22 protein-coding genes and 1 pseudogene are annotated in these 26,480 nt (G+C 73.3%); 20 read left to right on the top strand and 3 right to left on the bottom strand.

All coding sequences use genetic code 11. The annotated features are described in order from the left end of the window. The first annotated feature begins 107 nt into the window (after nt 1-107). The 12 genes from dxr (at nt 108) to IF45_RS0129610 (ending at nt 14,337) form a co-directional block, all read left to right on the top strand. Nucleotides 108-1,367 carry a 1-deoxy-D-xylulose-5-phosphate reductoisomerase gene (dxr, locus tag IF45_RS0129665; RefSeq protein ID WP_030310611.1) on the top strand — a complete coding sequence of 420 codons (1,260 nt, stop codon included), beginning with the start codon at nt 108-110 and terminating at the stop codon, nt 1,365-1,367. Then, nucleotides 1,364-2,665 carry a M50 family metallopeptidase gene (locus IF45_RS0129660; protein ID WP_008409783.1) on the top strand — a complete coding sequence of 434 codons (1,302 nt, stop codon included), beginning with the start codon at nt 1,364-1,366 and terminating at the stop codon, nt 2,663-2,665. The genes dxr and IF45_RS0129660 overlap by 4 nt, the downstream gene beginning before the upstream one ends. A 358-nt stretch (nt 2,666-3,023) precedes the next feature. Further along, nucleotides 3,024-4,178 carry a flavodoxin-dependent (E)-4-hydroxy-3-methylbut-2-enyl-diphosphate synthase gene (ispG, locus tag IF45_RS0129655; protein ID WP_003951175.1) on the top strand — a complete coding sequence of 385 codons (1,155 nt, stop codon included), beginning with the start codon at nt 3,024-3,026 and terminating at the stop codon, nt 4,176-4,178. 307 nt (nt 4,179-4,485) lie between these two features. Next, a complete protein-coding gene (locus IF45_RS0129650) occupies nt 4,486-5,331 on the top strand; it encodes a GNAT family N-acetyltransferase (RefSeq protein ID WP_030310610.1) in 846 nt (281 codons plus the stop codon). 505 nt (nt 5,332-5,836) lie between these two features. Next, nucleotides 5,837-6,571 (top strand): DUF1684 domain-containing protein, encoded by a 735-nt coding sequence (locus tag IF45_RS0129645; RefSeq protein ID WP_008404713.1) that lies wholly within the window; start codon nt 5,837-5,839, stop codon nt 6,569-6,571. A gap of 70 nt (nt 6,572-6,641) precedes the next feature. Further along, complete coding sequence (locus tag IF45_RS0129640) at nt 6,642-8,171, top strand: ABC transporter substrate-binding protein (RefSeq protein ID WP_030310608.1); 1,530 nt, start codon at nt 6,642-6,644, stop codon at nt 8,169-8,171. A gap of 9 nt (nt 8,172-8,180) precedes the next feature. Continuing rightward, a complete protein-coding gene (locus tag IF45_RS0129635) occupies nt 8,181-9,146 on the top strand; it encodes an ABC transporter permease (RefSeq protein WP_003951179.1) in 966 nt (321 codons plus the stop codon). Then, nucleotides 9,143-10,009 (top strand): ABC transporter permease, encoded by an 867-nt coding sequence (locus IF45_RS0129630; RefSeq protein WP_003951180.1) that lies wholly within the window; start codon nt 9,143-9,145, stop codon nt 10,007-10,009. The genes IF45_RS0129635 and IF45_RS0129630 overlap by 4 nt, the downstream gene beginning before the upstream one ends. Further along, entirely contained in the window at nt 10,006-10,806 is an 801-nt protein-coding gene (locus IF45_RS0129625; protein ID WP_030310606.1) for an ATP-binding cassette domain-containing protein, read from the top strand. The genes IF45_RS0129630 and IF45_RS0129625 overlap by 4 nt, the downstream gene beginning before the upstream one ends. 352 nt (nt 10,807-11,158) lie before the next feature. Further along, on the top strand, nt 11,159-11,938 hold the full coding sequence (locus IF45_RS0129620; protein ID WP_030310604.1) for an ABC transporter ATP-binding protein: 780 nt from the start codon (nt 11,159-11,161) through the stop codon (nt 11,936-11,938). A 50-nt stretch (nt 11,939-11,988) separates the two neighbouring features. Further along, entirely contained in the window at nt 11,989-12,558 is a 570-nt protein-coding gene (locus IF45_RS0129615; RefSeq protein ID WP_008404719.1) for a GNAT family N-acetyltransferase, read from the top strand. 84 nt (nt 12,559-12,642) lie between these two features. Then, entirely contained in the window at nt 12,643-14,337 is a 1,695-nt protein-coding gene (locus IF45_RS0129610; RefSeq protein WP_030310602.1) for a proline--tRNA ligase, read from the top strand. 489 nt (nt 14,338-14,826) lie between these two features. Here IF45_RS0129610 and IF45_RS0129605 read toward each other — a convergent pair whose 3' ends face one another. From IF45_RS0129605 to IF45_RS0129595, 3 genes are read right to left on the bottom strand one after another with little or no spacing between them, the layout of a single operon-like run. Beyond that, on the bottom strand, nt 14,827-15,717 hold the full coding sequence (locus IF45_RS0129605; protein WP_030310600.1) for an aminoglycoside phosphotransferase family protein: 891 nt from the start codon (nt 15,715-15,717) through the stop codon (nt 14,827-14,829). A 24-nt stretch (nt 15,718-15,741) separates the two neighbouring features. Further along, the gene (locus IF45_RS0129600) at nt 15,742-16,260 is read right to left on the bottom strand and encodes a ferritin-like domain-containing protein (RefSeq protein ID WP_015507011.1); all 519 of its coding nucleotides are present in this window, start codon (nt 16,258-16,260) and stop codon (nt 15,742-15,744) included. Next, nucleotides 16,257-16,805 carry a hypothetical protein gene (locus IF45_RS0129595; protein ID WP_030310595.1) on the bottom strand — a complete coding sequence of 183 codons (549 nt, stop codon included), beginning with the start codon at nt 16,803-16,805 and terminating at the stop codon, nt 16,257-16,259. The genes IF45_RS0129600 and IF45_RS0129595 overlap by 4 nt, the downstream gene beginning before the upstream one ends. A gap of 278 nt (nt 16,806-17,083) precedes the next feature. Between IF45_RS0129595 and rimP the strand changes: the two genes are divergently transcribed. The 8 genes and pseudogenes from rimP to IF45_RS33590 form a co-directional block, all read left to right on the top strand. Continuing rightward, complete coding sequence (gene rimP / locus IF45_RS0129590) at nt 17,084-17,608, top strand: ribosome maturation factor RimP (RefSeq protein ID WP_008404729.1); 525 nt, start codon at nt 17,084-17,086, stop codon at nt 17,606-17,608. Between the two features lie 2 nt (nt 17,609-17,610). Further along, complete coding sequence (nusA, locus tag IF45_RS0129585) at nt 17,611-18,678, top strand: transcription termination factor NusA (protein WP_030310593.1); 1,068 nt, start codon at nt 17,611-17,613, stop codon at nt 18,676-18,678. A 175-nt stretch (nt 18,679-18,853) separates the two neighbouring features. Then, nucleotides 18,854-19,144: a YlxR family protein gene (locus IF45_RS0129580; RefSeq protein ID WP_026048256.1), complete on the top strand. Its 291-nt coding sequence runs from the start codon at nt 18,854-18,856 to the stop codon at nt 19,142-19,144. Nucleotides 19,145-19,289: 145 nt separating this feature from the next. After that, entirely contained in the window at nt 19,290-22,307 is a 3,018-nt protein-coding gene (gene infB, locus IF45_RS32740; protein WP_026235313.1) for a translation initiation factor IF-2, read from the top strand. Between the two features lie 180 nt (nt 22,308-22,487). Beyond that, nucleotides 22,488-22,781 carry a DUF503 domain-containing protein gene (locus IF45_RS0129570; protein ID WP_003951190.1) on the top strand — a complete coding sequence of 98 codons (294 nt, stop codon included), beginning with the start codon at nt 22,488-22,490 and terminating at the stop codon, nt 22,779-22,781. A gap of 53 nt (nt 22,782-22,834) precedes the next feature. Beyond that, on the top strand, nt 22,835-23,296 hold the full coding sequence (gene rbfA, locus IF45_RS0129565) for a 30S ribosome-binding factor RbfA (RefSeq protein ID WP_003951191.1): 462 nt from the start codon (nt 22,835-22,837) through the stop codon (nt 23,294-23,296). Beyond that, a complete protein-coding gene (gene truB / locus IF45_RS0129560) occupies nt 23,293-24,198 on the top strand; it encodes a tRNA pseudouridine(55) synthase TruB (protein ID WP_003951192.1) in 906 nt (301 codons plus the stop codon). The genes rbfA and truB overlap by 4 nt, the downstream gene beginning before the upstream one ends. A gap of 234 nt (nt 24,199-24,432) precedes the next feature. After that, nucleotides 24,433-26,480, top strand: a pseudogene (locus IF45_RS33590) (trypsin-like peptidase domain-containing protein); the annotation flags it as partial.

Here is a 26,480-nt window from a genome sequence, read left to right as displayed (position 1 = left end):
ACGGCATACGAGATCCTCTCTGGTCTCGTGGGCTCGGAGATGTGTATAAGAGACAGCACCGGGACCGCCCTGCACACCCATCGCGTGCGGGGCGCAAGAATGGGGGGATGACCGACAGTCCTGCCACCGCAGCGCGCCCCTCCCCGCTCGCCGATCCGCACCTCGTCTTCGACGACGCGGCCGGGCGGCGCGACATCGTGATCCTCGGCTCCACCGGTTCCATCGGTACGCAGGCGATCGACCTGGTGCTCCGTCACCCGGAGCGCTTCCGCGTGACCGCGCTCTCCGCGGCGGGCGGCCGGGTGGACCTGCTCGCCGACCAGGCGTACCAGCTGCGGCCCGCCGCGGTGGCTGTGGCCCGTGAGGAGGCGGCCCCGCTACTGCGCGAGGCGCTGCGCGCCCGGTACGGCGCGTCGGAGCCGCTGCCCGAGATCCTCGCGGGCCCCGACGCGGCCACTCAGCTGGCCCAGTCGCCCTGCCACACCGTGCTCAACGGCATCACGGGCTCCATCGGCCTCGCCCCGACGCTCGCCGCGCTGGAGGCGGGCCGCACTCTCGCCCTCGCCAACAAGGAGTCGCTGATCGTCGGCGGGCCCCTGGTGAAGGCGGTGGCCAAGCCGGGCCAGATCATCCCCGTCGACTCGGAGCACGCCGCGCTCTTCCAGGCGCTTGCCGCGGGCATCCGCGCGGATGTGCGCCGCCTCGTCGTCACCGCCTCGGGCGGCCCCTTCCGCGGCCGTACCCGCGCAGAGCTGGAGCGGGTCACCCGTGAGGACGCCCTGGCGCACCCGACCTGGGCGATGGGCCCGGTCATCTCGGTCAACTCCGCGACCCTCGTCAACAAGGGCCTGGAGGTCATCGAGGCCCACCTGCTGTACGACATCCCGTTCGAGCAGATCGAGGTCGTCGTCCACCCGCAGTCGTACGTTCACTCGATGGTGGAGTTCAGCGACGGGTCGACGCTCGCCCAGGCCACGCCGCCCGACATGCGGGGGCCGATCGCCATCGGTCTCGGGTGGCCGGAGCGGGTGCCGGACGCCGCGCCGGCCTTCGACTGGACCAAGGCCTCGTCGTGGGAGTTCTTCCCGCTCGACACCGAGGCGTTCCCGTCGGTCGGTCTCGCCCGTCACGTCGGGGGGCTCGGCGGGACCGCTCCCGCCGTCTTCAACGCCGCCAACGAGGAGTGCGTCGAGGCGTTCCTCGCGGAGCGGCTGCCGTTCAACGCCATCATGGATACCGTCACCCGGGTGGTGACCGAGCACGGCGTTCCCGGAACGGGAACCTCCCTCACGGTCCCGGACGTCCTGGAAGCGGAGACCTGGGCACGCGCCCGGGCCCGGGAACTCGCAGCGGAGGCTCGCGCATGACGATCTTGTTGACGGTCCTCGGCATCCTCGTCTTCGCGTTCGGCCTGCTGTTCTCCATCGCGTGGCACGAGTTGGGGCACCTGTCGACGGCGAAGCTCTTCGGTATCCGGGTGCCGCAGTACATGGTCGGATTCGGGCCGACGATCTTCTCCCGCCGCAAGGGCGAGACCGAGTACGGCATCAAGGCCATCCCGCTGGGCGGGTACATCCGGATGATCGGCATGTTCCCGCCCGGTGCCGACGGACGGATCGAGGCCCGTTCGACCTCGCCGTTCCGCGGCATGATCGAGGACGCGCGGTCGGCGGCGTTCGAGGAGCTCCAGCCCGGCGACGAGACGCGGCTCTTCTACACGCGCAAGCCGTGGAAGCGCGTGATCGTGATGTTCGCCGGGCCGTTCATGAACCTGATCCTGGCCGTGGCGATCTTCCTCGGCGTGTCGATGAGCTTCGGCTTCGCGACGCAGACCACCACGGTCGGCGGCGTCCAGCAGTGCGTCATCGCGCAGAGCGAGAAGCGCGACACCTGCCGCCCGGGCGACCCGGTCTCGCCCGCCAAGGCGGCCGGGCTCCAGGAGGGCGACAAGATCGTCGCCTTCAACGGCGCCCCCGTGGACGACTGGGCGACGCTCTCCGAGCGCATCCGCCAGACCATCGGGCCCGCCACCCTCACCGTCGAGCGCGACGGCGCCCGGACGCAGCTCGAGGCCAACCTGATCGAGAACCGCGTCGCCAAGAAGGACGCGGATGGTGAGGTGATGAAGGACCAGTGGGTGCGCGCCGGCTACCTGGGCTTCGCCGCGCAGACCGAGATCCAGCCACTGGGCTTTGTCGACTCAGTCGGCCGGATGGGCGACATGCTGGAGAACGGCGTCGAGTCGATCATCGCCCTGCCCTCCAAGGTTCCGGCCCTCTGGGACGCCGCCTTCGACGGCGGGGAGCGCGCGGACGACTCGCCGGTCGGTGTCGTCGGCGCCGCCCGCATCGGCGGCGAGGTGATGAACCTCGACGTACCGGCGCAGAACCAGATCGCGATGATGCTGTTCCTGCTGGCCGGTTTCAACCTGTCGCTCTTCCTGTTCAACATGCTGCCCCTGCTCCCGCTGGACGGCGGCCACATCGCCGGAGCCCTCTGGGAATCGGTACGCCGCCGAGGCGCCCGCCTGCTGCGCCGTCCGGACCCCGGCCCCTTCGACGTGGCGAAACTGATGCCCGTCGCCTACGTGGTCGCGGGCCTGTTCATCTGCTTCACCCTGCTGGTCCTCGTGGCCGACCTGGTGAATCCGGTACGCATCTCCTGACCGGCGACCCCTCGTTCCCCCGGCCGGACCTGTGCCTCGTGCACGTGTTCCGGCCGGGGGTTCGCCGTCTACGGGAGCCCGCTGCGGACGGGCCCGCGCCCTGCTCCAGGCGGGCCGTTCACCCCGGCTTCCCGAATCTGTGGCCGAACTGTCGAACGGCCGACCGGGTGACCCGGACGGGGCTGCTCACCCCCTCCGTACCGTGCGGTGACAGGGGTCCCGGGGGCCCCGCACGCTCCGCCGCGCCGGGGCCACACGCGGGGACGGATGTGCCGGGGGCCGGGCCCGTGCCGTAATCTCGGTCGTCGGAGCCCGCCGATCTCGGGACCACGATCCACATCTTGGGGTTGCACTGCAGATGACTGCGATTTCACTGGGAATGCCGTCCGTTCCGACCCTGCTCGCCGAGCGCAGGAAGAGTCGGCAGATCCAGGTCGGGTCGGTGGCGGTCGGTGGGGACGCGCCGGTTTCGGTCCAGTCCATGACGACCACCCGTACCTCCGACATCGGGGCGACGCTCCAGCAGATCGCCGAGCTGACCGCCTCCGGATGCCAGATCGTCCGCGTCGCCTGCCCGACCCAGGACGACGCCGACGCGCTCGCCGTCATCGCGAAGAAGTCGCAGATCCCGGTGATCGCCGACATCCACTTCCAGCCGAAGTACGTCTTCGCGGCGATCGACGCCGGCTGCGCCGCGGTCCGGGTCAACCCGGGCAACATCAAGCAGTTCGACGACAAGGTCCGCGAGATCGCCAAGGCGGCCAACGAGACCCGCACGCCCATCCGGATCGGCGTCAACGCGGGCTCCCTCGACAAGCGCCTGCTCCAGAAGTACGGCAAGGCCACGCCCGAGGCGCTGGTCGAGTCGGCCCTGTGGGAGGCGTCGCTCTTCGAGGAGCACGGCTTCCACGACATCAAGATCTCGGTCAAGCACAACGACCCCGTCGTCATGGTCAACGCCTACCGGCAGCTCGCCGCCGCCAGCGACTACCCGCTCCACCTCGGTGTCACCGAGGCCGGCCCGGCGTTCCAGGGCACCATCAAGTCGGCGGTCGCCTTCGGCGCGCTGCTCAGCGAGGGCATCGGCGACACCATCCGGGTCTCGCTCTCGGCGCCCCCGGCCGAGGAGGTCAAGGTCGGCCTCCAGATCCTGGAGTCGCTCAACCTGAAGCCCCGCCGCCTGGAGATCGTCTCCTGCCCCTCCTGCGGACGCGCCCAGGTCGACGTCTACAAGCTCGCCGAGGAGGTCACCGCCGGCCTCGAGGGCATGGAGGTACCGCTCCGCGTCGCCGTCATGGGCTGCGTCGTCAACGGTCCCGGTGAGGCCCGCGAGGCCGACCTCGGCGTCGCCTCCGGCAACGGCAAGGGCCAGATCTTCGTCAAGGGCGAGGTCATCAAGACCGTGCCGGAGTCGAAGATCGTGGAGACCCTCATCGACGAGGCGATGAAGATCGCCGAGCAGATGGAGAAGGACGGCATCGCCTCGGGCGAGCCGTCGGTCTCCGTCAGCTGATCCCGAGCCGCTCGGTCCCGGCCGCGCTCCTCGGCGCGGCTGCCTGAGAACCCCCGGACGGGGCCGTCGCACGCCCCGTCCAGCGCCCCGCGCGGCGCCCCGTCGCCCGCCCCGTACGGGGCGGGCGACCTGCGGTTATGCCGTCCCGCGCCGCGCGCCCCGTACCGCCCCGCGGCGGCGTCGCCCCGTCGCCGCACCCCCCGCGCGGCCCGGCCCGTGCGGCCCCGGACCGGGGCGCGCGGCGCGCGTGGGCACCGCCGGGTACAGTGCGAAGAATCAGTACCCCCGCATGATGAGGTCCCTTCCTGTGCTGACGCAGACCACCACCAGGGTCCTCGAGCCGAGTGACCTGGACGCCGCGCTCGCGATACTCGACCGCGAGCCCGTCGCCAATGCCTTCGTCAGTGCCCGCGTGCAGATCGCCGGCCTTGACCCGTGGCGCCTGGGCGGTGAGATGTGGGGCTGGTACGAGGACGGCATGCTCCGCTCGCTCTGCTACGCCGGGGCCAACCTGGTGCCCATCTCGGCCACCCCCGCCGCCGTACGGGGCTTCGCCGACCGCGCCCGCCGCTCGGGGCGGCGCTGCTCCTCCATCGTCGGCCCCGCCGGCCCCACCGCCCAGCTGTGGCGCCTGCTCGAACCGAGCTGGGGCCCCGCCCGCGAGGTCCGCGCCCACCAGCCGCTCATGGTCGCCGACCGCATGCCCGAGGACATCGAGCCCGACCCGTACGTCCGTCGCGTCCGCAAGAACGAGATGGAGACGATCATGCCGGCGTGCGTCGCCATGTTCACCGAGGAGGTCGGCGTCTCGCCGCTCGCGGGGGACGGCGGGCTGCTCTACCAGGCACGGGTCGCCGAGCTGGTCGGGTCGGGCCGGGCCTTCGCGCGTATCGACGACGGCAAAGTCGTCTTCAAGGCGGAGATCGGCGCGGCCACGCCGCAGGTCTGCCAGATCCAGGGCGTCTGGGTCGCCCCGGAGTACCGGGGGCGCGGCCTCTCCGTCTCCGGCATGGCCGCCGTGCTGCGCTACGCCCTGGCCGACATCGCCCCCGTCGCCAGCCTCTACGTCAACGACTTCAACAAGCCGGCCCGCGCCTCGTACCTGCGCGTCGGTTTCGAAGAGGTCGGCGAGTTCATGAGCGTCCTCTTCTGAATCGTTCCGGCAGATTCGGGGCGCGACCCACAGGGCCTGGGCGCCGCGCCCCGTGCGGGGCGCGGCACGGAGGCGAAAACTCCTGGTCGCGCGCCCCGTAGGCGCTCCGTGGAGTGCCGTTGCGGAAGGGAGTTCCAGCGCCGGGCGGGGTGCGGAGGCGGGGCGGCACCGCGCAGCGTTCCGTTGCCGGACGGGGCACGCCCAGGCCCGCCCCGTGACAGCACCTGACGCCCCGTCCCCAGCGCCCCGCACGCACCCACGCCCGCGCACAAGAAACACCAGGTCGCCCGCCCCGTAACCGCCCCGCACACGCGGCGCGTACCCGCGCCCCGTACCCGCCCGTCCCCCGCGCCCGCCCCGCGCGCACACCCGGACCCGTAACCCCCTCGTCTCACCCCTTGACCCCATTTGACATTAGCCACCCTTATAGTCGATAAAGAAAGACCTTTGGGGATGGTTTCACGCCAAGTGAATCCAGCCAGGCGACGAGCTGAATGAGTGCCGCATGTCCGAGCGTTCCGTGTCCGCAGCCGAGCCGGCCCGCAGCGCTGCGGAGCGGGAGTGGGAGCAGTGGCGCGCCGACCGCCTGCGCGCGCTCCGCGCCCCGCAGGGCAACCTCGCCCTGGTCGAGACCGCCTGGCTCCCCGACGGTGAGCGCCCCGATCTGGAAGCGGCCTCCCAGGGCCTCCCGGAGGGCGTCACGCTGACCACCGTGCGCCGCACCGACCTGGTCACCGGCGCCCCGGAGTACGCGATCCGCCGCTGGGACGCCGCCTCGCCCGCGCTGCGTGCCTTCGACGGCGTCGAGGCGTACCCGTACGATCCGGCCTGGGTGCTGGAGGCGGAGTACACCCCCGTCGAGGGCGCCCGGAAGGTGCCGTTCGAGCACATCCGGGACAACGGCGGATCGCGCGAGCTGGTCGTGCCCGGGGACATCACCCTGACCGTCGGCGGCACCGCGTACACGCTGAGCGCCTTCGACGACGACGGCACCCTGCTCCTCGTCTTCGGTGACCCGACCAACGGGAACGGGACCTACGGCGCGGGCCGCTTCCTCTTCGTGCCGCACGACGGGGCGAGCCGGCGCGTGGTGCTCGACTTCAACCGGGCCTTTGTGCCGCCGTGCGGCTTCTCGGACCAGTACAACTGTCCGATGCCGCCGCGGCAGAACCGCTTCCACCTGCCCGTCGAGGCCGGCGAGAAGCGCCCCGTCTTCCGCGACGGCGCCCCGGCGCACTGAGCGCCCCGCACGCCCTCGTTCTCCGCCCCGTACGGCGCGCTCGCGCGCCGCAGCACGAAAGCACGCAGCGATGAAACTGAAGAAGCCTGCCGTTGTCGGCGTCGCCTCCGCCGCCGTCCTCTCCCTCGCGCTGACCGCCTGCGGCGGCGGCTCGGGTTCCTCCGCCGACGGCTCCGGCGGCGGCAAGCACGACAAGGACGCCACGGTCAACATCGGCTCCCTCTACGAGCCGCAGAACCTCAGCAACACCGCGGGCGGCGGCCAGGGCGTCACTGAGGCGCTCGCCGGGAACGTCTACGAGGGCCTCTTCCGGCTCACCGACAAGGGCGACGTCGAAAAGCTCCTCGCCGAGGACCACGAGGTCGGCGACGACGGCCTGACGTACACCTTCACCCTGCGCGACGGCGTGAAGTTCCACTCCGGCAAGGCGCTGACCAGCAAGGACGTCAAGTACAGCCTGGAGCGTGTGATAGCCGACGACTCCCAGTCCGCCCGCAAGGCGAACCTGGAGGTCATGAAGAAGATCGAGGCGCCCGACGCGCGCACGGTCAAGGTCACCCTCTCCGAGAAGTCGATCTCCTTCCTCTACAACCTCAGCTACGTCTGGATCGTCAACGCCGACGCCGACCCCGAGAAGCTGAAGACCACCGAGGACGGCACCGGCCCGTACACCCTCGGCAAGTGGACCCGCGGTTCGGCGCTCAGCCTCAACCGGTTCGACGGCTACTGGGGCGACGCCGCGCAGAACAAGCAGGCCGTCTTCCGGTACTACAAGGACGCCAACGCCCTCAACAACGCGCTGCTCACCAACGCCGTGGACGTGGTGACGAGCCAGCAGAGCCCGGACGCGCTCGACCAGTTCGAGAACAACGGCAACTACGACGTGAACGACGGCGACTCCACCACCAAGCTGCTGCTCGCCTTCAACGACCGCGTCAAGCCCTTCAAGGACACCAAGGTCCGCCAGGCCGTCTCCGCCGCCATCGACGACGAGAAGCTGCTCGAATCGGTCTGGGGCGGCTACGGCAAGCCGATCGGCTCCATGGTCCCGCCGACCGACCCCTGGTACGCGGACCTCACCGGCATCGACGCCCACGACACCGCCAAGGCGAAGAAGCTGCTGGCCGAGGCCGGGTACGAGAAGGGCTTCAGCTTCACGCTCGACACGCCCAACTACGACCCGCACCCGACCGCCGCGACCTTCATCAAGTCCGAACTGGCCAAGGTCGGCATCACCGTCAAGATCAACACGATCACGCCCGACGAGTGGTACACGAAGGTCTACAAGAACCACGACTTCGAGGCGACCCTCCAGGAGCACGTCAACGACCGCGACCTCGTCTGGTACGGCAACCCCGACTTCTACTGGGGCTACGACAACCCGCAGGTCACCCGGTGGGTCAAGGAGGCCGAGCAGGCCGACACCACCGAGCAGCAGACCGAACTGCTGAAGAAGGTCGCCCGGAAGACCGCCGAGGACGCGGCGAGCGACTGGCTCTACCTGTACCCGCAGATCGTCGTCGCCAACAAGAACCTCAGCGGCTACCCGGTCAACGGCCTCAACTCCCAGTTCTTCGTCCACGACATCAAGAAGAGCTGACCTGCCGCGATGCTCTCCTACCTGCTGCGCCGCCTCGGCTTCCTGCTCGTCTCGCTGGCCCTCGCCAGCGTGGTGCTCTTCCTGCTCCTGCGGACGCTGCCCGGTGACCCCGCCAACGCGCTCACCTCGGTCGGCGCCACCCCCGAGCAGATCGAGGCGGCGCGGCAGGCCATCGGTACCGACAAACCCGTACCCGAGCAGTTCGTCCACTGGCTCTCCCAGCTGGCCACCGGCGACCTCGGCACCTCCTTCGTCAGCTCCCTGCCGGTGGCCCCCGAGGTCACCGCCCGGCTCGACGTGACGCTGCCGCTGACCGGCGCCGCCTTCCTGCTCGCCGTACTCGTCGCGGTGCCCGCCGGGTTCCTCGCGGCGTACCGCTCCCGCACCTGGTACGGGGCGGCGCTGAGCGCGGTCTCGCAGCTCGGCATCGCCGTGCCCGTCTTCTGGCTCGGCATGATCCTGATCGCCGTCTTCGCCCTCAACCTCGGCTGGCTGCCCGCCGGAGGCTTCCCGCAGGACGGCTGGGCGGACCCCGGCGCCGCCTTCGAGGCCCTGGTGCTCCCCGTGATCACCGTCGCCCTCGTCATGTCCGCCTCCCTCATCCGCTACGTCCGCTCCGCCACCCTCGACGTGCTCGGCAGCGACTACCTGCGCACCGCCCGCGCGCTCGGCTCCTCCTTCGGCCGCGCCATGTGGCGCCACGGGCTGCGGAACGCCTCCGTCCCCGTCATCTCCGTCCTCGGCATGGAACTGGCCTCCACCCTCCTCGGCGCCGTCGTCGTCGAGTCCGTCTTCGCGCTGCCCGGCCTCGGCTCGCTGCTGGCCACCGGGATCGCCCAGCACGACTACCCGGTCATCCAGGGCGTCCTGTTCGTCTCCACCCTCGCCGTGCTGCTCATCGGTTTCGCCGCCGACCTGGTGCAGCGCCTCATCGACCCGCGGCTGCGCGGCCGGCTCTCGGGAGGGGCCCGATGACCACCCCCGTACCCGCCGTCACCGAACTGCCCGGCAAGCCCCGCAGCCGCCCCCGCCGCTCCGCGACCCTGGTCACCGGCTGCGTCCTCACCGGCCTCGTCGCCCTGCTCGCCCTCATATCCGTCGTCTGGCTGCCCTACGAGCCCGACGACACCTCCGGCACCCGCCTCGCCCCGCCCGGCGACGGCCACCTGCTCGGCACCGACAAGCTCGGCCGCGACCTCTTCACCCAGGTGATGAACGGCTCCCGGATCGCCTGGGAGGCCGGACTCGGCTCCGTCGCCATCGCCGCCGTGCTCGGCATCACCCTCGGCGTACTCGCCGCCTACGCGCAGGGGTGGCTGGACGACACGGTCTCGGCGCTCCTGGACATCCTCATCGCCTTCCCGACGCTGCTGCTGGCGATGCTCATCGTCGCCGCCCGGGACGCGACGCTGGGCTCCGCGATCCTCGCGATCGGCCTCGCGCAGAGCGCCGTCGTCGCCCGCCTCACCCGCATCCTCGTCAAGCGCGTCCTCGCCCAGGACTACATCACCGCCGCCCGCACCTCCGGTACGAGCCGCCCGCGCATCGTCGCCGCACACATCCTGCCCAACATCTGGCCGACCCTCGTCGTGAACCTCGCCCTCCAGTTCGGCCTCGCCGTCCTCGCCGAGGCCGGCCTGTCCTACCTCGGTCTCGGCGCGCCCCCGCCCAACGCCTCGTGGGGCGGGATGCTCCAGCAGGCCCAGGCGACCTTCACCACCGCCCCGGCCGGGGCCATCGCCCCCGGCGTGCTCCTCGTCGTCCTGGTCGTCGGCGTCAACCTCATCGCCGACGGCCTCCGCGACACCCTCGATCCGGCCCGCCGGAGGTCCGCATGACCCTGCTCGACGTGCGCGGCCTGACCGTGACGACCGACGAGGACCGCACCCTCGTCGACGACCTCACCTTCGCCGTCGGCGCGGGGGAGCGGCTCGGCCTGATCGGCGAGTCGGGCTCCGGCAAGTCCCTCACCTCGCTGGCCGTGCTGGGACTGCTGCCGCCCGGAATGACGGCGACCGGTTCGGTACGGCTGGCGGGGACCGAGGTCGTCGGGGCGCGGGAGAAGGCGCTCACCGAACTGCGGGGCAGGCGCGCCTCCGTGGTCTTCCAGGAGCCGCTGACCGCCCTGGACCCGCTGATGCGGGTGGGGCGCCAGATCGCCGAACCGCTGCGGCGCCGCACCGGGCTCAAGGGCGACGCGCTGCACAAGGCCGTCGCCGACGCCCTCGACCAGGTACGGCTGCCCGACCCGCGCCGCATCGCCCGGGCCTTCCCGCACGAGATCTCCGGCGGCCAGCGCCAGCGTGTCGCCCTCGCCATGGCCCTCGCCTGCGAACCCGAGCTGCTCATCGCCGACGAGCCCACCACCGCACTCGACGTCACCGTCCAGGCGGACATGCTCGACCTCCTCGACAGCCTGGTCCGCGAACGCTCCATGGCCCTGCTCTTCGTCAGCCACGACCTCGCCGTCGTCTCCCGGATCACCGACAGCGTCCTCGTCCTCCGCCATGGCCGCGCCGTCGAGACGGGCACCGTCGAGGACCTGGTGCACCGGCCGCGCGAGCCGTACACGGCGGCCCTCGTGGAGAGCGCCCGGAAGCTGGAGTCGGCGCTGGACGTGGGGGCCGGGGGATGAGGGCGGGACGTCGCGGGGCGGGCGCGGCGCGGCTGGTCTGCGGCGCTGCGCGGGGTGGTGTGCGGGGCGACGGGGCGCGCCCCGTACGTCGCGTGCGACCTGCGGGAACGGGTACTCCGGAGGCGCGTTGCACCGCCCCGTGCGGGGCGCCGGAGCACCGCGCCGCGTACGCCGCCCCGCGCCGGCCTCACGTCGCGCGCCACCTGCGGAAACGCACGCATCGACCGAGCGCCCCGCCGCCCCGTACGCCCCGCCCCGCAGTCCCCGCGCGGCAGACCCCCGCGCCGCCCCGTCGCGCACTGCGCCGCACGCCTCGTCCTCCCGCCCCCAGCCACCCCCACCGGAGCCCTCGATGACCGCCCCCGTGCTCGCCCTGGACGCCGTCTCGTACACGTACCGGAACGCCGCGCGCCCCGTCGTCGAAGGCATCGACGTCGCGGTGGAGGCGGGGCGGAGCCTTGCCCTCGTCGGGGAGTCGGGGGCGGGCAAGACCACCCTGTTGCGGCTGCTGCTCGGTCTGGAGAAGCCGAGCGAGGGCACCGTGCGCTTCGACGGGGCACCGCTCGCGCTGCGGGACCGGGCGCAGATGCGGCGGTTCCGGCGCAGCGTGCAGTGCGTGTTCCAGGACCCGTACTCCTCGCTCGACCCGCGCCGGCGCGTCGGGACCTCGGTCGCCGAGCCGCTCCGCTCGCTCGGTGTCGACTCCGCCGCCACTGCCGCGCCCAAGGTCGCCGCCGCCCTGGAAGCGGTCGGCCTGCCCGCCGACACCGCCTCGCGCTACCCGCACGAGTTCTCCGGCGGCCAGCGGCAGCGCATCGCCATCGCCCGCGCCACGGTCTGCTCCCCCCGCGTCCTGCTGGCCGACGAACCGGTCAGCGCCCTGGACGTCACCACCCGCGTCAAGGTCGTCGACCTGCTGGCGCGGCTCAAGGAGGAGCAGGGCCTGACCATCGTGATGGTCTCCCACGACCTGTCCGTCGTCGCTACCCTCTGCGAGCGCACCGCCGTCCTCGACCGCGGCCGCGTCGTGGAACAGGGCGACACCGCGCAAGTGCTGGGCGCGCCCCGTGACCCTTACACCCGCAAGCTCCTCACCAGCGTGCCCAGGCTGCCCCGCGCGCAGGACGCCTGACGACGCCGCGCGGAGCCCGCGCCGCGCCCGCGCCGGGTAGGGTCGCCGCCATGGCGCGCCTCCCCGGGGACCGGACCCACAATCCGGAACACCTCACGATCGGCCCCCTCGACCTCGCGGCCCGCGTGGACGAGGCGCTGGAGGTGCAGGCCGTCGCCTTCGGTCTCGGCGCGGAGGAGGTCGCGGTCCGCCGCCACATCGTCCTGCGCCACCTGGAGTGCCCCGGCGCCCGCGCGCTCGGCGCCACCACGCCCACGGGGCGACTGGCCGGGTTCGTCTACGGCATGCCCAACAACCGGGGTCACTGGTGGTCCACCGTCGTCGAGTCCTACCTGCGCGCCCAGGGCAACGACGCCTGGCTCGACGGCTCGTTCGTCATCACCGAGCTGCACGTCCACCCCACGTACCAGGGCCGGGGCGCCGGGCGGGGCCTCATCACCGCGCTCACCGACACCTGCGGGCTCGACCGGTCGATCCTCTCCGCCATCGACACCGACAGTCCGGCCCGCCGCCTGTACCGCTCACTGGGCTACACCGACCTCGCCCGCCGGGTCCTTTTCCCCAGCGCACCACGCCCGTACGCGGTCATGGGCGCCCCGCTGCCCCTGCTCCGGAGCTGACCGCGGCGGAGAACCGATTTCCGCCAGCCCCACGCCCGGGGCTAACCTCCTGGACGAGTCACCCTTTCCCTCCAGGAGTTCATCATGGCCCAGGTCCAGCGCATGTCCCGGTTGATGGTCAAGACACTGCGCGACGACCCGGCCGACGCCGAGACGATCAGCCACAAGCTGCTGGTCCGCGCCGGCTACGTGCGCCGCACCGCCGCGGGCATCTGGTCGTGGCTGCCGCTCGGCAAGAAGGTCCTCGACAACATCTCGCACATCGTCCGCGAGGAGATGGACGCCATCGGCGCCCAGGAGGTCCTGCTGCCGGCCCTGCTGCCCAAGGAGCCCTACGAGGCGTCCGGCCGCTGGGAGGAGTACGGCGACCTGCTGTTCCGCCTCAAGGACCGCAAGGGCGCCGACTACCTCCTCGGCCCCACCCACGAGGAGATCTTCACCCAGGTCGTCAAGGACCAGTGCACGTCCTACAAGGACCTGCCGGTGATGCTCTACCAGATCCAGACCAAGTACCGCGACGAGGCCCGCCCCCGCTCCGGCGTCCTGCGCGGCCGCGAGTTCCAGATGAAGGACTCGTACTCGTTCGACACCACGGACGAGGGCCTGGAGGAGTCGTACCAGCTCCACCGCGCCGCGTACCAGAAGATCTTCGCGCGGCTCGGCCTCGACTACCGCATCGTCTCCGCCGTCTCCGGCGCCATGGGCGGCTCGGCCTCCGAGGAGTTCCTCGCCCCCGCGCCGGCCGGTGAGGACACCTTCGCGGACTGCCCGAACTGCTCCTACGCCGCCAACACCGAGGCCGTCACCTTCGCGCTCGCCCCGGTCGAGGGCGCCGAGCACGGCCCCGTTGAGGTGCTGGACACCCCCGACACCCCGACCATCGAGACGCTCGCCGCCCACCTCGGCGTGCCCGCCTCCGCGACGCTGAAGAACCTGCTGGTCAAGGTCGACGGCGAGATCGTCGCTGTCGGCGTGCCGGGCCACCGCGACGTCGACCTGGGCAAGCTCGGCGAGCACCTGGCCCCCGCCGAGGTCGAACTCGTCACCGCCGAGGACTTCGAGGGCCGCCCCGACCTGGTCCGCGGCTACGTCGGTCCGCAGGGCCTGGACAAGGTCCGCTACATCGCCGACCCGCGCGTCGCCCCCGGCACCGCCTGGGTCACCGGCGCCAACGAGGACGGCAAGCACGCCCGCAACGTCGTCGCCGGCCGCGATTTCGAGGTCGACGACTACCTCGACGTGGTCGTCGTCGAGGAGGGCGACCCCTGCCCCAACTGCGGCAGCGGCCTCAAGCTGGACCGCGCCATCGAGATCGGCCACATCTTCCAGCTGGGCCGCAAGTACGCGGACACCTTCCAGCTCGACGTCCTCGGCCAGCAGGGCAAGCCGGTCCGCGTGACCATGGGCTCCTACGGCATCGGCGTCTCGCGCGCCGTGGCCGCCCTCGCCGAGCAGACCGCCGACGGCCAGGGACTGTGCTGGCCCGCCGAGGTCGCCCCCGCCGACGTGCACGTGGTCGCCGCGGGCAAGGCGCTCCAGACCGAGCTGGCGCTGGAGGTCTCCGAGAAGCTGAACGCCGCCGGAGTCCGCGTCCTCGTCGACGACCGCGCCGGGGTCTCGCCGGGCGTGAAGTTCACCGACGCCGAACTCATCGGGGTCCCGAAGATCCTCGTCGCCGGCCGCCGCAGCGCCGACGGCATCGTGGAACTGAAGGACCGCCGCACCGGCGAGCGCGAGGAACTCCCCGTCGCCGAGGCCGTCGCCCGCCTCACCGCCTGACCGGCCCTGCACCCACCACGGCCCCTGCCGCTCGGCACACCCCGCCGGACGACGGGGGCCGCGGCGTGCGGCGCGCGACGAGAACGGGGCGCGCCCGGTGCCGTCGGTAGGGTGCGACGGGGCGGGGGAGACCCTTAGGCGGGGAGCCCCTCCCGTGCCCTGCGTACGCCGCGGCCCACCTGCGACGCAGCCCGCCCCGTGCCGTCCTGCGGGGCGGCTTGTACGGTGCCTCGGGGCGGCGGCGCCCCTTACCAGCCGGTCCGAACCCGCTCGGGTTACGCCGCCGCGCAAGCAACGCCCTCGCCCCGCAGCATTCGGGGCTCGCCGCCCGCCCCGTCGGAGAACCGCCACCCTCGGCAGTCCCCAGTACGACCCCACCGGGCGGAGTCACCCCTTACACCCAGCGGACGGCACCCCGCGCCCCGACCATCCCCCGTAGCCCCGTAGCCCCGTAGCCCCGTAGCCCCGTAGCCCCGTAGCCCCGTAGCCCTAAAGCCACCCCGCGTACTCCAGCAGTGCCTCGCCCATCGCCCTCTGTCCCCGTCGCAGAGCGGCCGTGCCGCCGTAGACGGCGCGGAAGACGGTCCAGGCGTGCAGGCGTTCGCGGTCCACGTCCAGGGAGTCGGCGAGGCGGGAGAGGCGGCGGCGGGAGGAGGAGCCGCCGGTGTCGGCGCCGACCAGGTCCTCGACGCGGTCCAGGCCGAGGCGGGCCAGGTCGTAGGCGCGTTCGCCGGTGACGGGGGACGGGCCGACCGCCAGCCACGGGGCGCGGTCGCCGGCCAGGATCTTGCCCTGTCCGTAGGCGCCGTGCAGCAGCAGTTCCTCGGGCGGGTCGGAGAGCAGTTCCGTGCGGGCGGCGAGGGCGGCGTCGGCGAGCGGGCGGTACATCCCGGGCGCTGCTTCCAGCGTCGCGGCCTGCGGGGCGGTGCGTTCCGCCACCGTGGGGAGACCGCTCTCGGCCGGAGGCTCCACCCAGAGCTTGCGCAGCGTGTCGGCGGCCTCCAGGAGCGCCTTGGCCTGCGCCAGCGACCGCAGCGACACGTCCGGGCGGAGCCGTTCCAGCAGCAGGGCCCCGGGCGCGGGGCGGCCCAGCAGACGGCAGGCTCCCCACCCGTCCCACCGTTCCAGGGCGAGTGCCTCCGCCTGCGGGGCGGCCGACGGCGGGGCCAGTTTCAGCGCCGCCGGCACGTCGTCCGCGAGCCGGACCAGTACCACCAGGCTGCTCCGCCCGCCCGGGGCGTGCACGCGTTCCGGTGCGGCCCCGCAGGCGCCCAGCGCCTCCTCGACGAGGCCCGGCAACCGCTCGCGCCAGGCGGCGTCGCCGTCGTCGGAGGTCTCGGCCAGAGCCCGGACAAGGCGCTCCGGAGGTTCGAACGCCATCGCGGGTACGGCTCCTTCCAGCAATCAGGTCTGCGGTGCCACGGGGGCGCTCGGCTGGTCCGCGCGCTCCGTGAGCCCAGGGAAGGCTACGCTGCCGCCCCGCCAGCGCACGGCGCGGACCGCCGCCTCCCGCAGCGCCTCGGCGGCGGCCGTGCGCCGCTCGCCCTCGGTGGCCCGCACCAGGTCGCCGTAGACGGCCGCCGCGCGCTCCTCCAGCTCCGCCGCCAGCCGCACCGCCGCCGCGCTGTCGGCGACCGGGAACGGCAGCGCGTACCCGGCCGCTGCGGCCTGCGGGGCGCCGCCCAGGTCGCGCGCCAGGCGCTGCCACAGGTCGCGGCGGGCCCGGTGCGCGTCGTGCGCCGTGCGGGCCTCCGCGCGGCGTTCCTCGCCGATGCGGCCGCCCACCACCCCGTAGCCGTAGACCGCGGCGTGCTCGGCGCGCAGCGCCGCCTGCACCGCGCGCAGTTCGGCGCTCTCGGCGGCGTCGTCGGCCCCGTCCTCCCGCACCGTGCGCGGAGCGCTTCCGGGCGTACGCGTCGTCATTTCTTCCCCTCCGTCAGCAGATAGGCGTGGGCCGCACCGGCCGCCGCCGCCGAGGCCAGCAGCCGGGCCAGTTCGCCCGGCGCCTCCAGCAGGTCCTTGCCGCGCCGCGCCGCCAGGTCGCGCTCCGCGTCGGCGAGGCCGCGCAGCGCGGCCTCCGGGTCCGCCGCGGCGTGCGGGGAGACCTGCGGGGCCGGGGCGGGCGGCGCGGCGTTCGGCGGCAGCTCCTCGGCGGGGCGCGAGGTGAACGCGGACAGGTGCATCGCGACCTGCTCGCGCAGCGGCTTCAGGCGCGCCGCGAGCGGAGGGTGCGCGGCGATCACCGCGTCGTACCGGGCCAGCAGCCGCTCGCTGCCGGTCCGTGCCGCCGCCAGCAGCCGCGGCGCCGCGGCCGAACGAGCGCGCTCCGCCGCCGTGCCGCCCGGGGCGGAGCCGTCGGAGCAGCCGGTGAGCAGCGCGGCGGAGACGGCGCCGGTGACCGCGCCGGTCAGCACGGTCCTGCGGCGCGGTCCCCGGGCGGACCGGGGGAGGGGCGGGGTGAGCGGCACGGCGGACGTCCTCGGGGAGCAGCGGACCGACGGGGGAACGGGGACAGCGGCACACGGCGGGCGGCGGCGCGGCGCGCGGAAGGCACCGCGGGAGCGCCCGGCCGCCCCGCCATGATCAAGGTACCCGCGCCCCGGCGGCCCCGCTCGGGCGGAGCCGTCCGTCCGGCGGCGCGCCCGCCGGGCCCCGTACCCGGCCGCGACACCCCCGCGGACCGGATACCCTTTGACCGGACACGCGCCCAACCCACAACAGCACACGCGGCCGAGGAGTCACCCGGATGAGTACCACGTTGAGCGACAGGCTGCGCGAGCTGATCGAGCCGCTCGTCAGCTCCCAGGAACTCGACCTGGAAGAGGTGACGGTCACCCCCGCGGGCAAGCGGCGCGTGCTGCGCGTCGTGGTGGACTCCGACGACGGCGTCCAGCTCGACACCTGCGCCGACCTCAGCCGCACGATCTCCGCGCGTCTCGACGAGACCGACCTGATGGGCGAGAGCGAGTACGTCCTGGAGGTCACCTCCCCCGGCGCCGACCGCCCCCTGTCCGAGTACCGCCACTTCGTGCGCGCCACCGGCCGGCTGGTCAAGTTCCACCTGACGCCCGACGCGGGCGCCGAGGAGCTGGTGGCCCGGATCGAGGCGGTCGACGAGGAGGGGCTGGACCTGGAGGTCCCCGGGGTCAAGGGCCGCAAGCCCAAGCAGCGCCGCCTGCCGCTGAAGGACGTCGCGCGGGCGCGCGTCGAGATCGAGTTCAACCGCAAGAACGCGTCCGCCGACCGGACACAGAACGAAGAGGAGGCGTAGCCGTGGACATCGACATGAGTGCCCTGCGGGGCTTGGTGCGGGAGAAGGAGATCTCCTTCGACCTGCTGGTCGAGGCGATCGAGTCGGCGCTCCTCATCGCCTACCACCGGACCGAGGGCAGCCGTCGCCAGGCGCGCGTGCGCCTGGACCGGGAGACCGGGCACGTGACGGTTTGGGCCAAGGAGGACCGCGAGGATCTGGAGGAGGGCGTAGAGCCCCGCGAGTTCGACGACACCCCGTCGGACTTCGGCCGGATCGCCGCCACCACCGCCAAGCAGGTGATCCTCCAGCGGCTGCGTGACGCGCAGGACGACGCCACGCTCGGCGAGTACGCGGGCCGCGAGGGCGACATCGTCACCGGTGTCGTCCAGCAGGGCCGCGACCCGAAGAACGTGCTGGTCGACATCGGCAAGCTGGAGGCCATCCTGCCGGTGCAGGAGCAGGTCCCCGGCGAGGAGTACCCGCACGGCGCCCGGCTGCGCAGCTACGTGGTGCGGGTCGCCAAGGGCGTACGCGGGCCTTCGGTCACGCTCTCGCGGACCCACCCGGGGCTCGTGAAGAAGCTCTTCGCGCTGGAGGTCCCCGAGATCGCGGACGGTTCGGTGGAGATCGCCGCCATCGCCCGCGAGGCCGGGCACCGCACCAAGATCGCCGTGCGCTCCACCCGTTCCGGGCTGAACGCCAAGGGTGCCTGCATCGGCCCGATGGGCGGCCGGGTCCGTAACGTCATGGCCGAGCTGAACGGCGAGAAGATCGACATCGTCGACTGGTCCGACGACCCCGCCGACATGGTGGCCAACGCCCTCTCGCCCGCCCGGGTGAGCAAGGTCGAGGTCGTGGACTTCGCGGCGCGCTCCGCCCGCGTCACCGTCCCCGACTACCAGCTGTCGCTCGCCATCGGCAAGGAGGGCCAGAACGCCCGCCTCGCCGCCCGCCTCACCGGCTGGCGCATCGACATCCGTCCCGACACCGAGCAGCCCGGCGAGGGCGGCGAGGCCGGCGACGACCGTGCGGAGGAGCGCGGCGAGGACCGCGACCGCCGTCAGGAGTGGAGCCGGGACCGCCGCTGAGGCGGCCCGGACCCCGCGTGCGGCGCCGCGCGGGTGTGATGTCGATCACGCTGCCCGCCCCCGGAGCGCACAGGGGGCGCACGGGGTCGCCCCGGGGCACGCCGGAGATCAGGAAGAGTGCCGCCCGCGCCCTGCCCCGGAGGGGTGGGGCCGGCGCGGGGAGGTAGACTTGAACGTGTCTGGCCGGACGCTTGCTCGCTCATGCCCTGAACGCACGTGCGTGGGATGCCGGGAGCGGGCGGCCAAGAACGAACTGCTGCGCATCGTCGTGGACGGGGACGCCTGCGTCCCCGATCGGCGCGGTACGCTGCCGGGCCGGGGTGCGTACATCCACCCCGTGCCGGTCTGCATCGACCAGGCGGTCCGCCGCCGCGCGTTCCCGAGGGCCTTCCGCGTCCAGGGACCGCTCGACACGACGGACGTGAGCCGGGCCGTCGAGACCGTTGCCGGCCGGGCAACACCGTAAGAGCGCCGCGCGGACCTCCCGCGCGGCCCAGGTACCTCGCGAGTTGGAAGTAGGTCGAGATTGCGATGAGCACTCGATGAGTACGCGATGAGTACGCCCATGAAGTAGCGACGGTCCGGCGCACCCCGGACCTAAAAGGAGCGAAGTGGCTAAGGTCCGGGTATACGAACTCGCCAAGGAGTTCGGCGTCGAGAGCAAGGCCGTCATGGCCAAGCTCCAAGAACTCGGTGAATTCGTCCGATCGGCGTCCTCGACCATCGAGGCGCCCGTCGTACGGAAACTGACGGATGCATTCCAGCAGGGCAACGGCGGCGGCAAGTCCGCCCCGAAGCCCGGCGCGCCGCGCAAGGCCGCGCCCAAGCCGGCCCCCGCGTCGGCCCCCTCCCCGGCTCAGGCGGCCCGTCCGGCCGCCCCGAAGCCGGCCCCCAAGCCCGCCGCCGAGAAGCCCGCGCCCGCTCCGGGCCCGCGCCCGGCGCCGGGTCCCAAGCCCGGCCCGGCGGCGCCCGCGAAGCCCGCGCCCGCGGCGCCGGAGTTCACGGCACCCCCCGCCGCTCCCGCGGCGAACGCCCCGAAGCCCGGCGCGCGTCCGGCCCCGAAGCCGGGCAACCGCCCCGCTCCCGGCGGCCAGGGCCAGCGTGGCGAGCAGGGCGGCCGTGGCGGCGAGCGCCAGGGCGCTCCGCGTCCCGGCGGCCAGGCCCCGCGTCCCGGCGGTCGTCCCGCCGGACCGCGTCCCGGCAACAACCCCTTCACCTCCGGTGGTTCCACCGGCATGGGCCGTCCCCAGGCTCCTCGTCCCGGTGGCGCCCCGCGTCCCGGCGGCGGCCAGGGCGGTCCCGGTGCTCCCCGTCCGCAGGGCGGTCCGGCCGGCGCTCCGCGTCCGCAGGGCGGCCAGGGCGGCGCGGGCCGTCCGAGCCCGGGCAACATGCCCCGGCCGCAGGCCCCGCGTCCCGGTGGTGCGGGCGGCAACCGTCCGAACCCGGGCATGATGCCGCAGCGTCCCGCCGCGGGCCCGCGTCCGGGTCCCGGTGGCCGTGGTCCCGGCGGCGGTGGCCGTCCGGGCGGTGCCGGTGCCGGACGTCCGGGTGGCGGCGGCTTCGCCGGCCGTCCCGGCGGCGGTGGCGGCGGCGGTCGTCCCGGTGGCGGCGGCGGCTTCGCCGGTCGTCCCGGTGGTGGCGGTGGCTTCGGCGGCCGTCCCGGCTTCGGTGGCCGTCCCGGCGGTCCCGGTGGCCGTGGTGGCACGCAGGGCGCCTTCGGCCGTCCCGGCGGTCCCGCGCGTCGCGGTCGCAAGTCGAAGCGGCAGAGGCGCCAGGAGTACGAGGCCATGCAGGCCCCGTCGGTCGGCGGCGTGATGCTGCCGCGTGGCGGCGGCGAGACCGTTCGCCTGTCGCGTGGTGCCTCCCTCACCGACTTCGCCGAGAAGATCAACGCCAACCCGGCGTCGCTCGTCGCGGTGATGATGAACCTCGGTGAGATGGTCACGGCCACGCAGTCGGTCTCCGACGAGACGCTGCAGCTCCTCGGCGACGAGATGAACTACACCGTTCAGATCGTCAGCCCCGAGGAGGAGGACCGCGAGCTGCTCGAGTCCTTCGACATCGAGTTCGGCGAGGACGAGGGCGGCGACGAGGCTCTCGTGGCCCGTCCCCCGGTGGTCACCGTCATGGGTCACGTCGACCACGGCAAGACCCGCCTGCTCGACGCCATCCGCAAGACCAACGTGGTGGCCGGCGAGGCCGGCGGCATCACCCAGCACATCGGTGCCTACCAGGTGGCGACCGAGGTGAACGGCGAGGACCGCCGCATCACCTTCATCGACACCCCCGGTCACGAGGCGTTCACCGCCATGCGTGCCCGTGGTGCCAAGTCGACCGACATCGCGATCCTCGTGGTGGCGGCCAACGACGGTGTCATGCCGCAGACCATCGAGGCGCTCAACCACGCCAAGGCGGCCGAGGTCCCGATCGTCGTCGCGGTCAACAAGATCGACGTCGAGGGTGCCGACCCGACCAAGGTGCGCGGTCAGCTCACCGAGTTCGGTCTGGTGGCCGAGGAGTACGGCGGCGACACGATGTTCGTCGACATCTCCGCCAAGCAGGGCGAGAACATCGAGTCCCTGCTGGAGGCCGTCGTCCTCACCGCCGACGCCTCGCTCGACCTGCGGGCCAACCCGGAGCAGGATGCGCAGGGCATCGCCATCGAGGCCCACCTCGACAAGGGCCGCGGCGCCGTCGCCACCGTGCTCGTCCAGCGCGGTACCCTCCGCGTCGGCGACACGATGGTCGCCGGTGACGCGTACGGCCGTGTCCGCGCGATGCTCGACGACAAGGGCGAGAACGTCGAGGAGGCCACTCCTTCGACCCCGGTCCTCGTACTGGGTCTCACCAACGTCCCGGGCGCAGGCGACAACTTCCTGGTGGTCGACGAGGACCGTACGGCCCGTCAGATCGCCGAGAAGCGTGCCGCCCGCGAGCGGAACGCGGCGTTCGCCAAGCGCACCCGCCGGATCTCCTTCGAGAACCTCGACGAGGTCCTCAAGAACAGCGAGATCAAGCAGCTCAACCTCATCATCAAGGGTGACGCCTCCGGTTCCGTCGAAGCCCTGGAGTCCTCGCTGCTCCAGCTCGACGTGGGCGAGGAGGTCGACATCCGGGTGCTGCACCGCGGTGTGGGTGCGGTCACCGAGTCGGACATCGACCTGGCGATGGGCTCCGACGCCATCGTCATCGGCTTCAACGTCCGCGCGGCCGGCCGTGCCGCGCAGATGGCGGAGCGCGAGGGCGTCGACGTCCGGTACTACTCGGTGATCTACCAGGCCATCGAGGAGATCGAGGCGGCCCTCAAGGGCATGCTCAAGCCCGAGTACGAAGAGGTCGAGCTCGGTACGGCGGAGATCCGCGAGGTCTTCCGCTCGTCCAAGCTGGGCAACATCGCGGGTGTCCTCGTCCGCTCCGGCGAGGTCCGGCGCAACACCAAGGCGCGCCTGGTCCGCGACGGCAAGGTCGTGGCGGAGAACCTCAACATCGAGGGTCTGCGCCGCTTCAAGGACGACGTCACCGAGATCCGCGAAGGCTACGAGGGCGGTATCAACCTCGGAAACTTCAACGACATCAAGATCGACGACGTCATCGCGACGTACGAGATGCGCGAGAAGCCGCGCGCCTGACGCGAGGCTGCGTGATCGGGGCCGGTCGGCGGGGGAAATCCCGTCGATCGGCCCCGGCCGTTGCGTGTACGGTTCAGCTGGCTCCGCCCGCCGCGGCGGGGCCCTGACCGTGCCGCCCGCCGGACCACGTCCGGCGGCCGGGGCACCACGACCCCGTACCGGCGGGACATCCGGACACACATGTATGTGGGGACGCTCTCCTTCGATCTGCTCCTGGGCGACGTACGGTCGCTGAAGGAGAAACGCTCAGCCGTCCGCCCGATCGTCGCCGAACTCCAGCGGAAGTTCTCGGTGAGCGCGGCGGAGGTCGGCGACCAGGATCTGTACCGCAGGTGCGAGATCGGGGTCGCCATGGTGTCGGGGGACCCCGGGCACCTCTCGGAGGTGCTGGACCGGTGCGAGCGGCTGGTGGCCGCCCGGCCCGAGGTGGAGCTGCTGTCCGTACGGCGGCGGTTCCACGGCGAGGATGACTGAACAACCGGGACACCGCACGGTGCCCCGTCGCACATCAAGAAGGGAACGGACCGGTGGCCGACAACGCGCGGGCCCGCAAACTGGCCGATCGCATCCAGGTCGTCGTGGCGGAGACCCTGGACCGACGCATCAAGGACCCACGGCTGGGCTTCGTCACGATCACGGACGCCCGTGTCACCGGCGACCTGCGGGAGGCCACGGTCTTCTACACGGTCTACGGTGACGACGAGGAGCGCGCCGCCTCCGCGGCCGCCCTGGAGAGCGCCAAGGGCGTCCTCCGCTCCGAGGTGGGGCGGCAGACCGGGGTGCGGTTCACGCCCACCCTCGCCTTCGTCCCCGACGCCCTGCCCGACAACGCCCGCACCATCGACGACCTGCTCGACAAGGCGCGGAACAAGGACGCCGAGGTCCGCCAGGCGTCGGCGGGCGCGAAGTTCGCCGGGGAGGCGGACCCGTACCGCAAGCCCGGTGAGGACGAGGCCGACGAGCGGGACGAGGACGACACCGCAGAATGAAGCAGTCCAGCTCGGTGCCGGACGGCCTGGTCGTCGTCGACAAGCCGTCCGGCTTCACCTCTCATGACGTCGTCGCCAAGATGCGCGGCATCGCCCGGACCCGCCGCGTGGGACACGCCGGCACCCTGGACCCCATGGCGACCGGGGTCCTCGTCCTGGGCGTGGAACGCGCCACCAAACTCCTCGGCCACCTCGCGCTGACGGAGAAGGAGTACCTGGGCACCATCCGCCTCGGCCAGACCACCGTCACCGACGACGCCGAGGGCGAGATCACCGCCTCGGCGGACGCCTCCGGCATCGGCCGGGCGGCCGTGGACGCCGGGGTCGCCGAGCTGACCGGCGACATCATGCAGGTGCCGTCCAAGGTCAGCGCCATCAAGATCGACGGGAAACGGTCGTACACCCGCGTCCGCGAGGGCGAGGAGTTCGAGATCCCGGCCCGCCCGGTCACCGTCTCGTCCTTCACCGTCTACGACGTCCGCGAGGACAAGGCCGCCGACGGCACCCCCGTCCTCGACCTGGTCGTCTCGGTCGTCTGCTCCTCGGGGACGTACATCCGGGCGCTCGCCCGCGACCTCGGCGCCTCCCTCGGCGTCGGCGGTCACCTCACCGCGCTGCGGCGCACCCGGGTGGGCCCGTACGGGCTGGACGCGGCGAAGACCCTAGAACAGCTCCAGGAGGAGCTGACCGTGATGCCGGTCGCCGAGGCGGCCGCCGCGGCCTTCCCCCGCTGGGACCTCGACGAGCGGCGCGCGCAGCTCGTCCTCAACGGCGTGCGCATCGACATGCCCGAGGAGTACGCGGGCCGCGGCCCCGTGGGCGTCTTCGACCCGGCCGGGCGCTGCCTGGCCCTGGTCGAGGAGCAGAAGGGGCGCGCCAAGAGCGTCGCCGTCTTCGCCTGACCCGCCCGGCCTCCGCCGTGGAGCGGTGTGTCCCTGACCCACACCACTGACCCACCGCTCCACAGCGCCCCTCCCTGAGGGGTGTTTTCCCGTACGTGCCCGGCAATTCACCCTCCCGGGTAGGCGCCCGGAGTGAAGGGACGGAGCACAGGGGGCGCGTTCGGCCCACCCCGCGCCCGGCCGATCATCACCGCCCTACGGTCTCGGGGTGAGCGGCTGCGGAAAGGGACGACGATGCCGGTAGGGGGCCCGGAGGCGGGGCACCGGGAGGAGCGGGCAGGGCGGGGCGGCGACGCGTGCGCGGACGCCCCCGGGACGATGCCGGAGCGTGAGATCCCGCCCGGCGCGGAGGCGGTGGACGCCCCGCCGCCGCAGGCCCCGCCGCCCGGCCGCGCCGAGGGACCCGCCGGAGCGCTGCTCCGCGTCGAGGACACCACGGGGCGCAGGCTCGGCAGCGGCTTCCTCGCCGACGACCGGGGCACCGTCGTCACGGCGTACGAGGCGGTACGCGACGCCGCGGAACTGCTGGTGGGCCGCGCCGACGGCGCCGGTGCCGCCGCGCCAGTGCGCATCGGGGCCGACGCCGTCACCCCGCTGCCCGGGAGCGGGCTCGCGCTGCTGCGCGCGCCGGGACTCGTGGCGGTGCCGCTGCCGGTCGCGGCCGGGGAAGCGGCACGTGGCGCCTACGTCCTGGTGGCGGCGGGGGGCTGGCGGCAGGCCCGGGTGCTGGGCCCCGCGCCGTTCGCCGGGGACGGGGCGGACGGGGCGCTCGCGGCCGGCCTCGAACTGGCCATCGGCACCGACGGCCGCAACGCCGCCCGGCCCGGCGGGGGAGCGGCGGGCGCGCCGGTGCTCGACGCAGCCACCGGGCAGGTCCTCGCGGTCCTCACCCCCGCGCTGGAGGTGGGGCGCCAGGGATGTTTCGCGGTGCCGCTGCGGGCCGCCGTCCGGGACGCGCCCGACGGTGCCCTCGCCGCGCTGCTGGCCCGCAACGAGGCGACCGTGCCCGCGCTCGGCGCCGGGCTCAACCTCGCGGGGGCGCTCCAGCTGACCGCGACGACGGTCGGCTCGGAGGGGCCGCAGAGCCCCACGGCACCCCCGGTGGAACGGCCCGGGACGGCCGCGGAACTCGCCGCCTTCGAGGACGGGCCCTGCCTCGTCCTCGGGCTGGTCGGGGCGCCCGGCACGGGGCGCACCACGGAGCTTGCGGCGCTCGCCGCGCGCCGCGCCGCCGGGGCGAATCCGGCGCTGACGGTGTGGCTGCGCGGCGCGGACCTGCTCCCGGACGATCTCGACGTGGGCGACGCCGCGCGGCGTGCGCTGGCCCGCGCCGCCCGCATCGTGGAGGCGGCGGGCGGTGCCGCGCCGGACCGGGCGGCCCCGCACGAGGACGCGTCGCCCGAGGAGGTCGCGCGGCTGGCGCGACGGGCGGGGCGCTCCCTGGTGCTGCTGCTCGACGGGCCCGAGGAGATGCCGCCCGCCCTCGCCCACCGCCTCTCCGCCTGGACGACGGGCACCGCCACGTGGCTCGCCCGGACCGGCGCCAAACTGGTCGTGGGATGCCGCCCCGAGTACTGGGAGCAGGTGTGCGGCCTCTTCCCCGGCGCGCTCCGCCATCGCCCCGCAGAACCGCAGCCGGGGCGCCCCGTCACCGACTGCGTGCCGCTCGGGGACCTCCCCGAGCCCGCCGCCGCGAAGGCCCGCGCCCGGTACGGCCTCGCCGACGGACTGCTCGCCGAACGGCACGCCCGCCACCCCCTCACGCTGCGCCTCCTGGCCGATGTCCGGCGCGCCCTGCCGCCCGGGGTGCCCGACCCCGCCGAGCGGCCGGGCCCGGGCGAGGCCCGCTCGGCGCTGCCGCTCGACCGGGACGCGGTCTTCTCGGCCTACCTCGACCTGATGTGCCTGCGTACGGCGGTCCGGCTCGCCGCCCCGCACGGGCTGCGCGGCACGGCACTGCGCCGGGTCGCGGCGCGGGTCGCCGGACAGCTCCACGAGGCGGCCCGCCGCTGCCTGGGACCGGGGCAGGGGGAACTGGACCGGGAGAGCTTCGAGTCGCTGTTCCCCTGGGGCACCGGCGGCGGCCGGTTGGGCGAACTTCCGGGGTGCGCCTCGGCGGTGCTGACCGAGGGGCTGATCATTCCGGCGGGAGCCGGGTACCGGTTCGCCCACGAGGAGCTGGGGGACTGGCTCCAGGGGGCGCATCTCGATGTGGACGCGGCGTTGTCGGCGCTGGTGCACCGGTGGCGGGTGGGGGGTGCCGAGGAGGCTGGGGGCGGCGG

The sequence above is a fragment of the Streptomyces albidoflavus genome (assembly GCF_000719955.1).
Taxonomy (GTDB): domain Bacteria; phylum Actinomycetota; class Actinomycetes; order Streptomycetales; family Streptomycetaceae; genus Streptomyces; species Streptomyces albidoflavus.
Note: the sequence above shows the minus strand (reverse complement) of the source record. Positions and strands in the feature narration are given on the sequence as shown.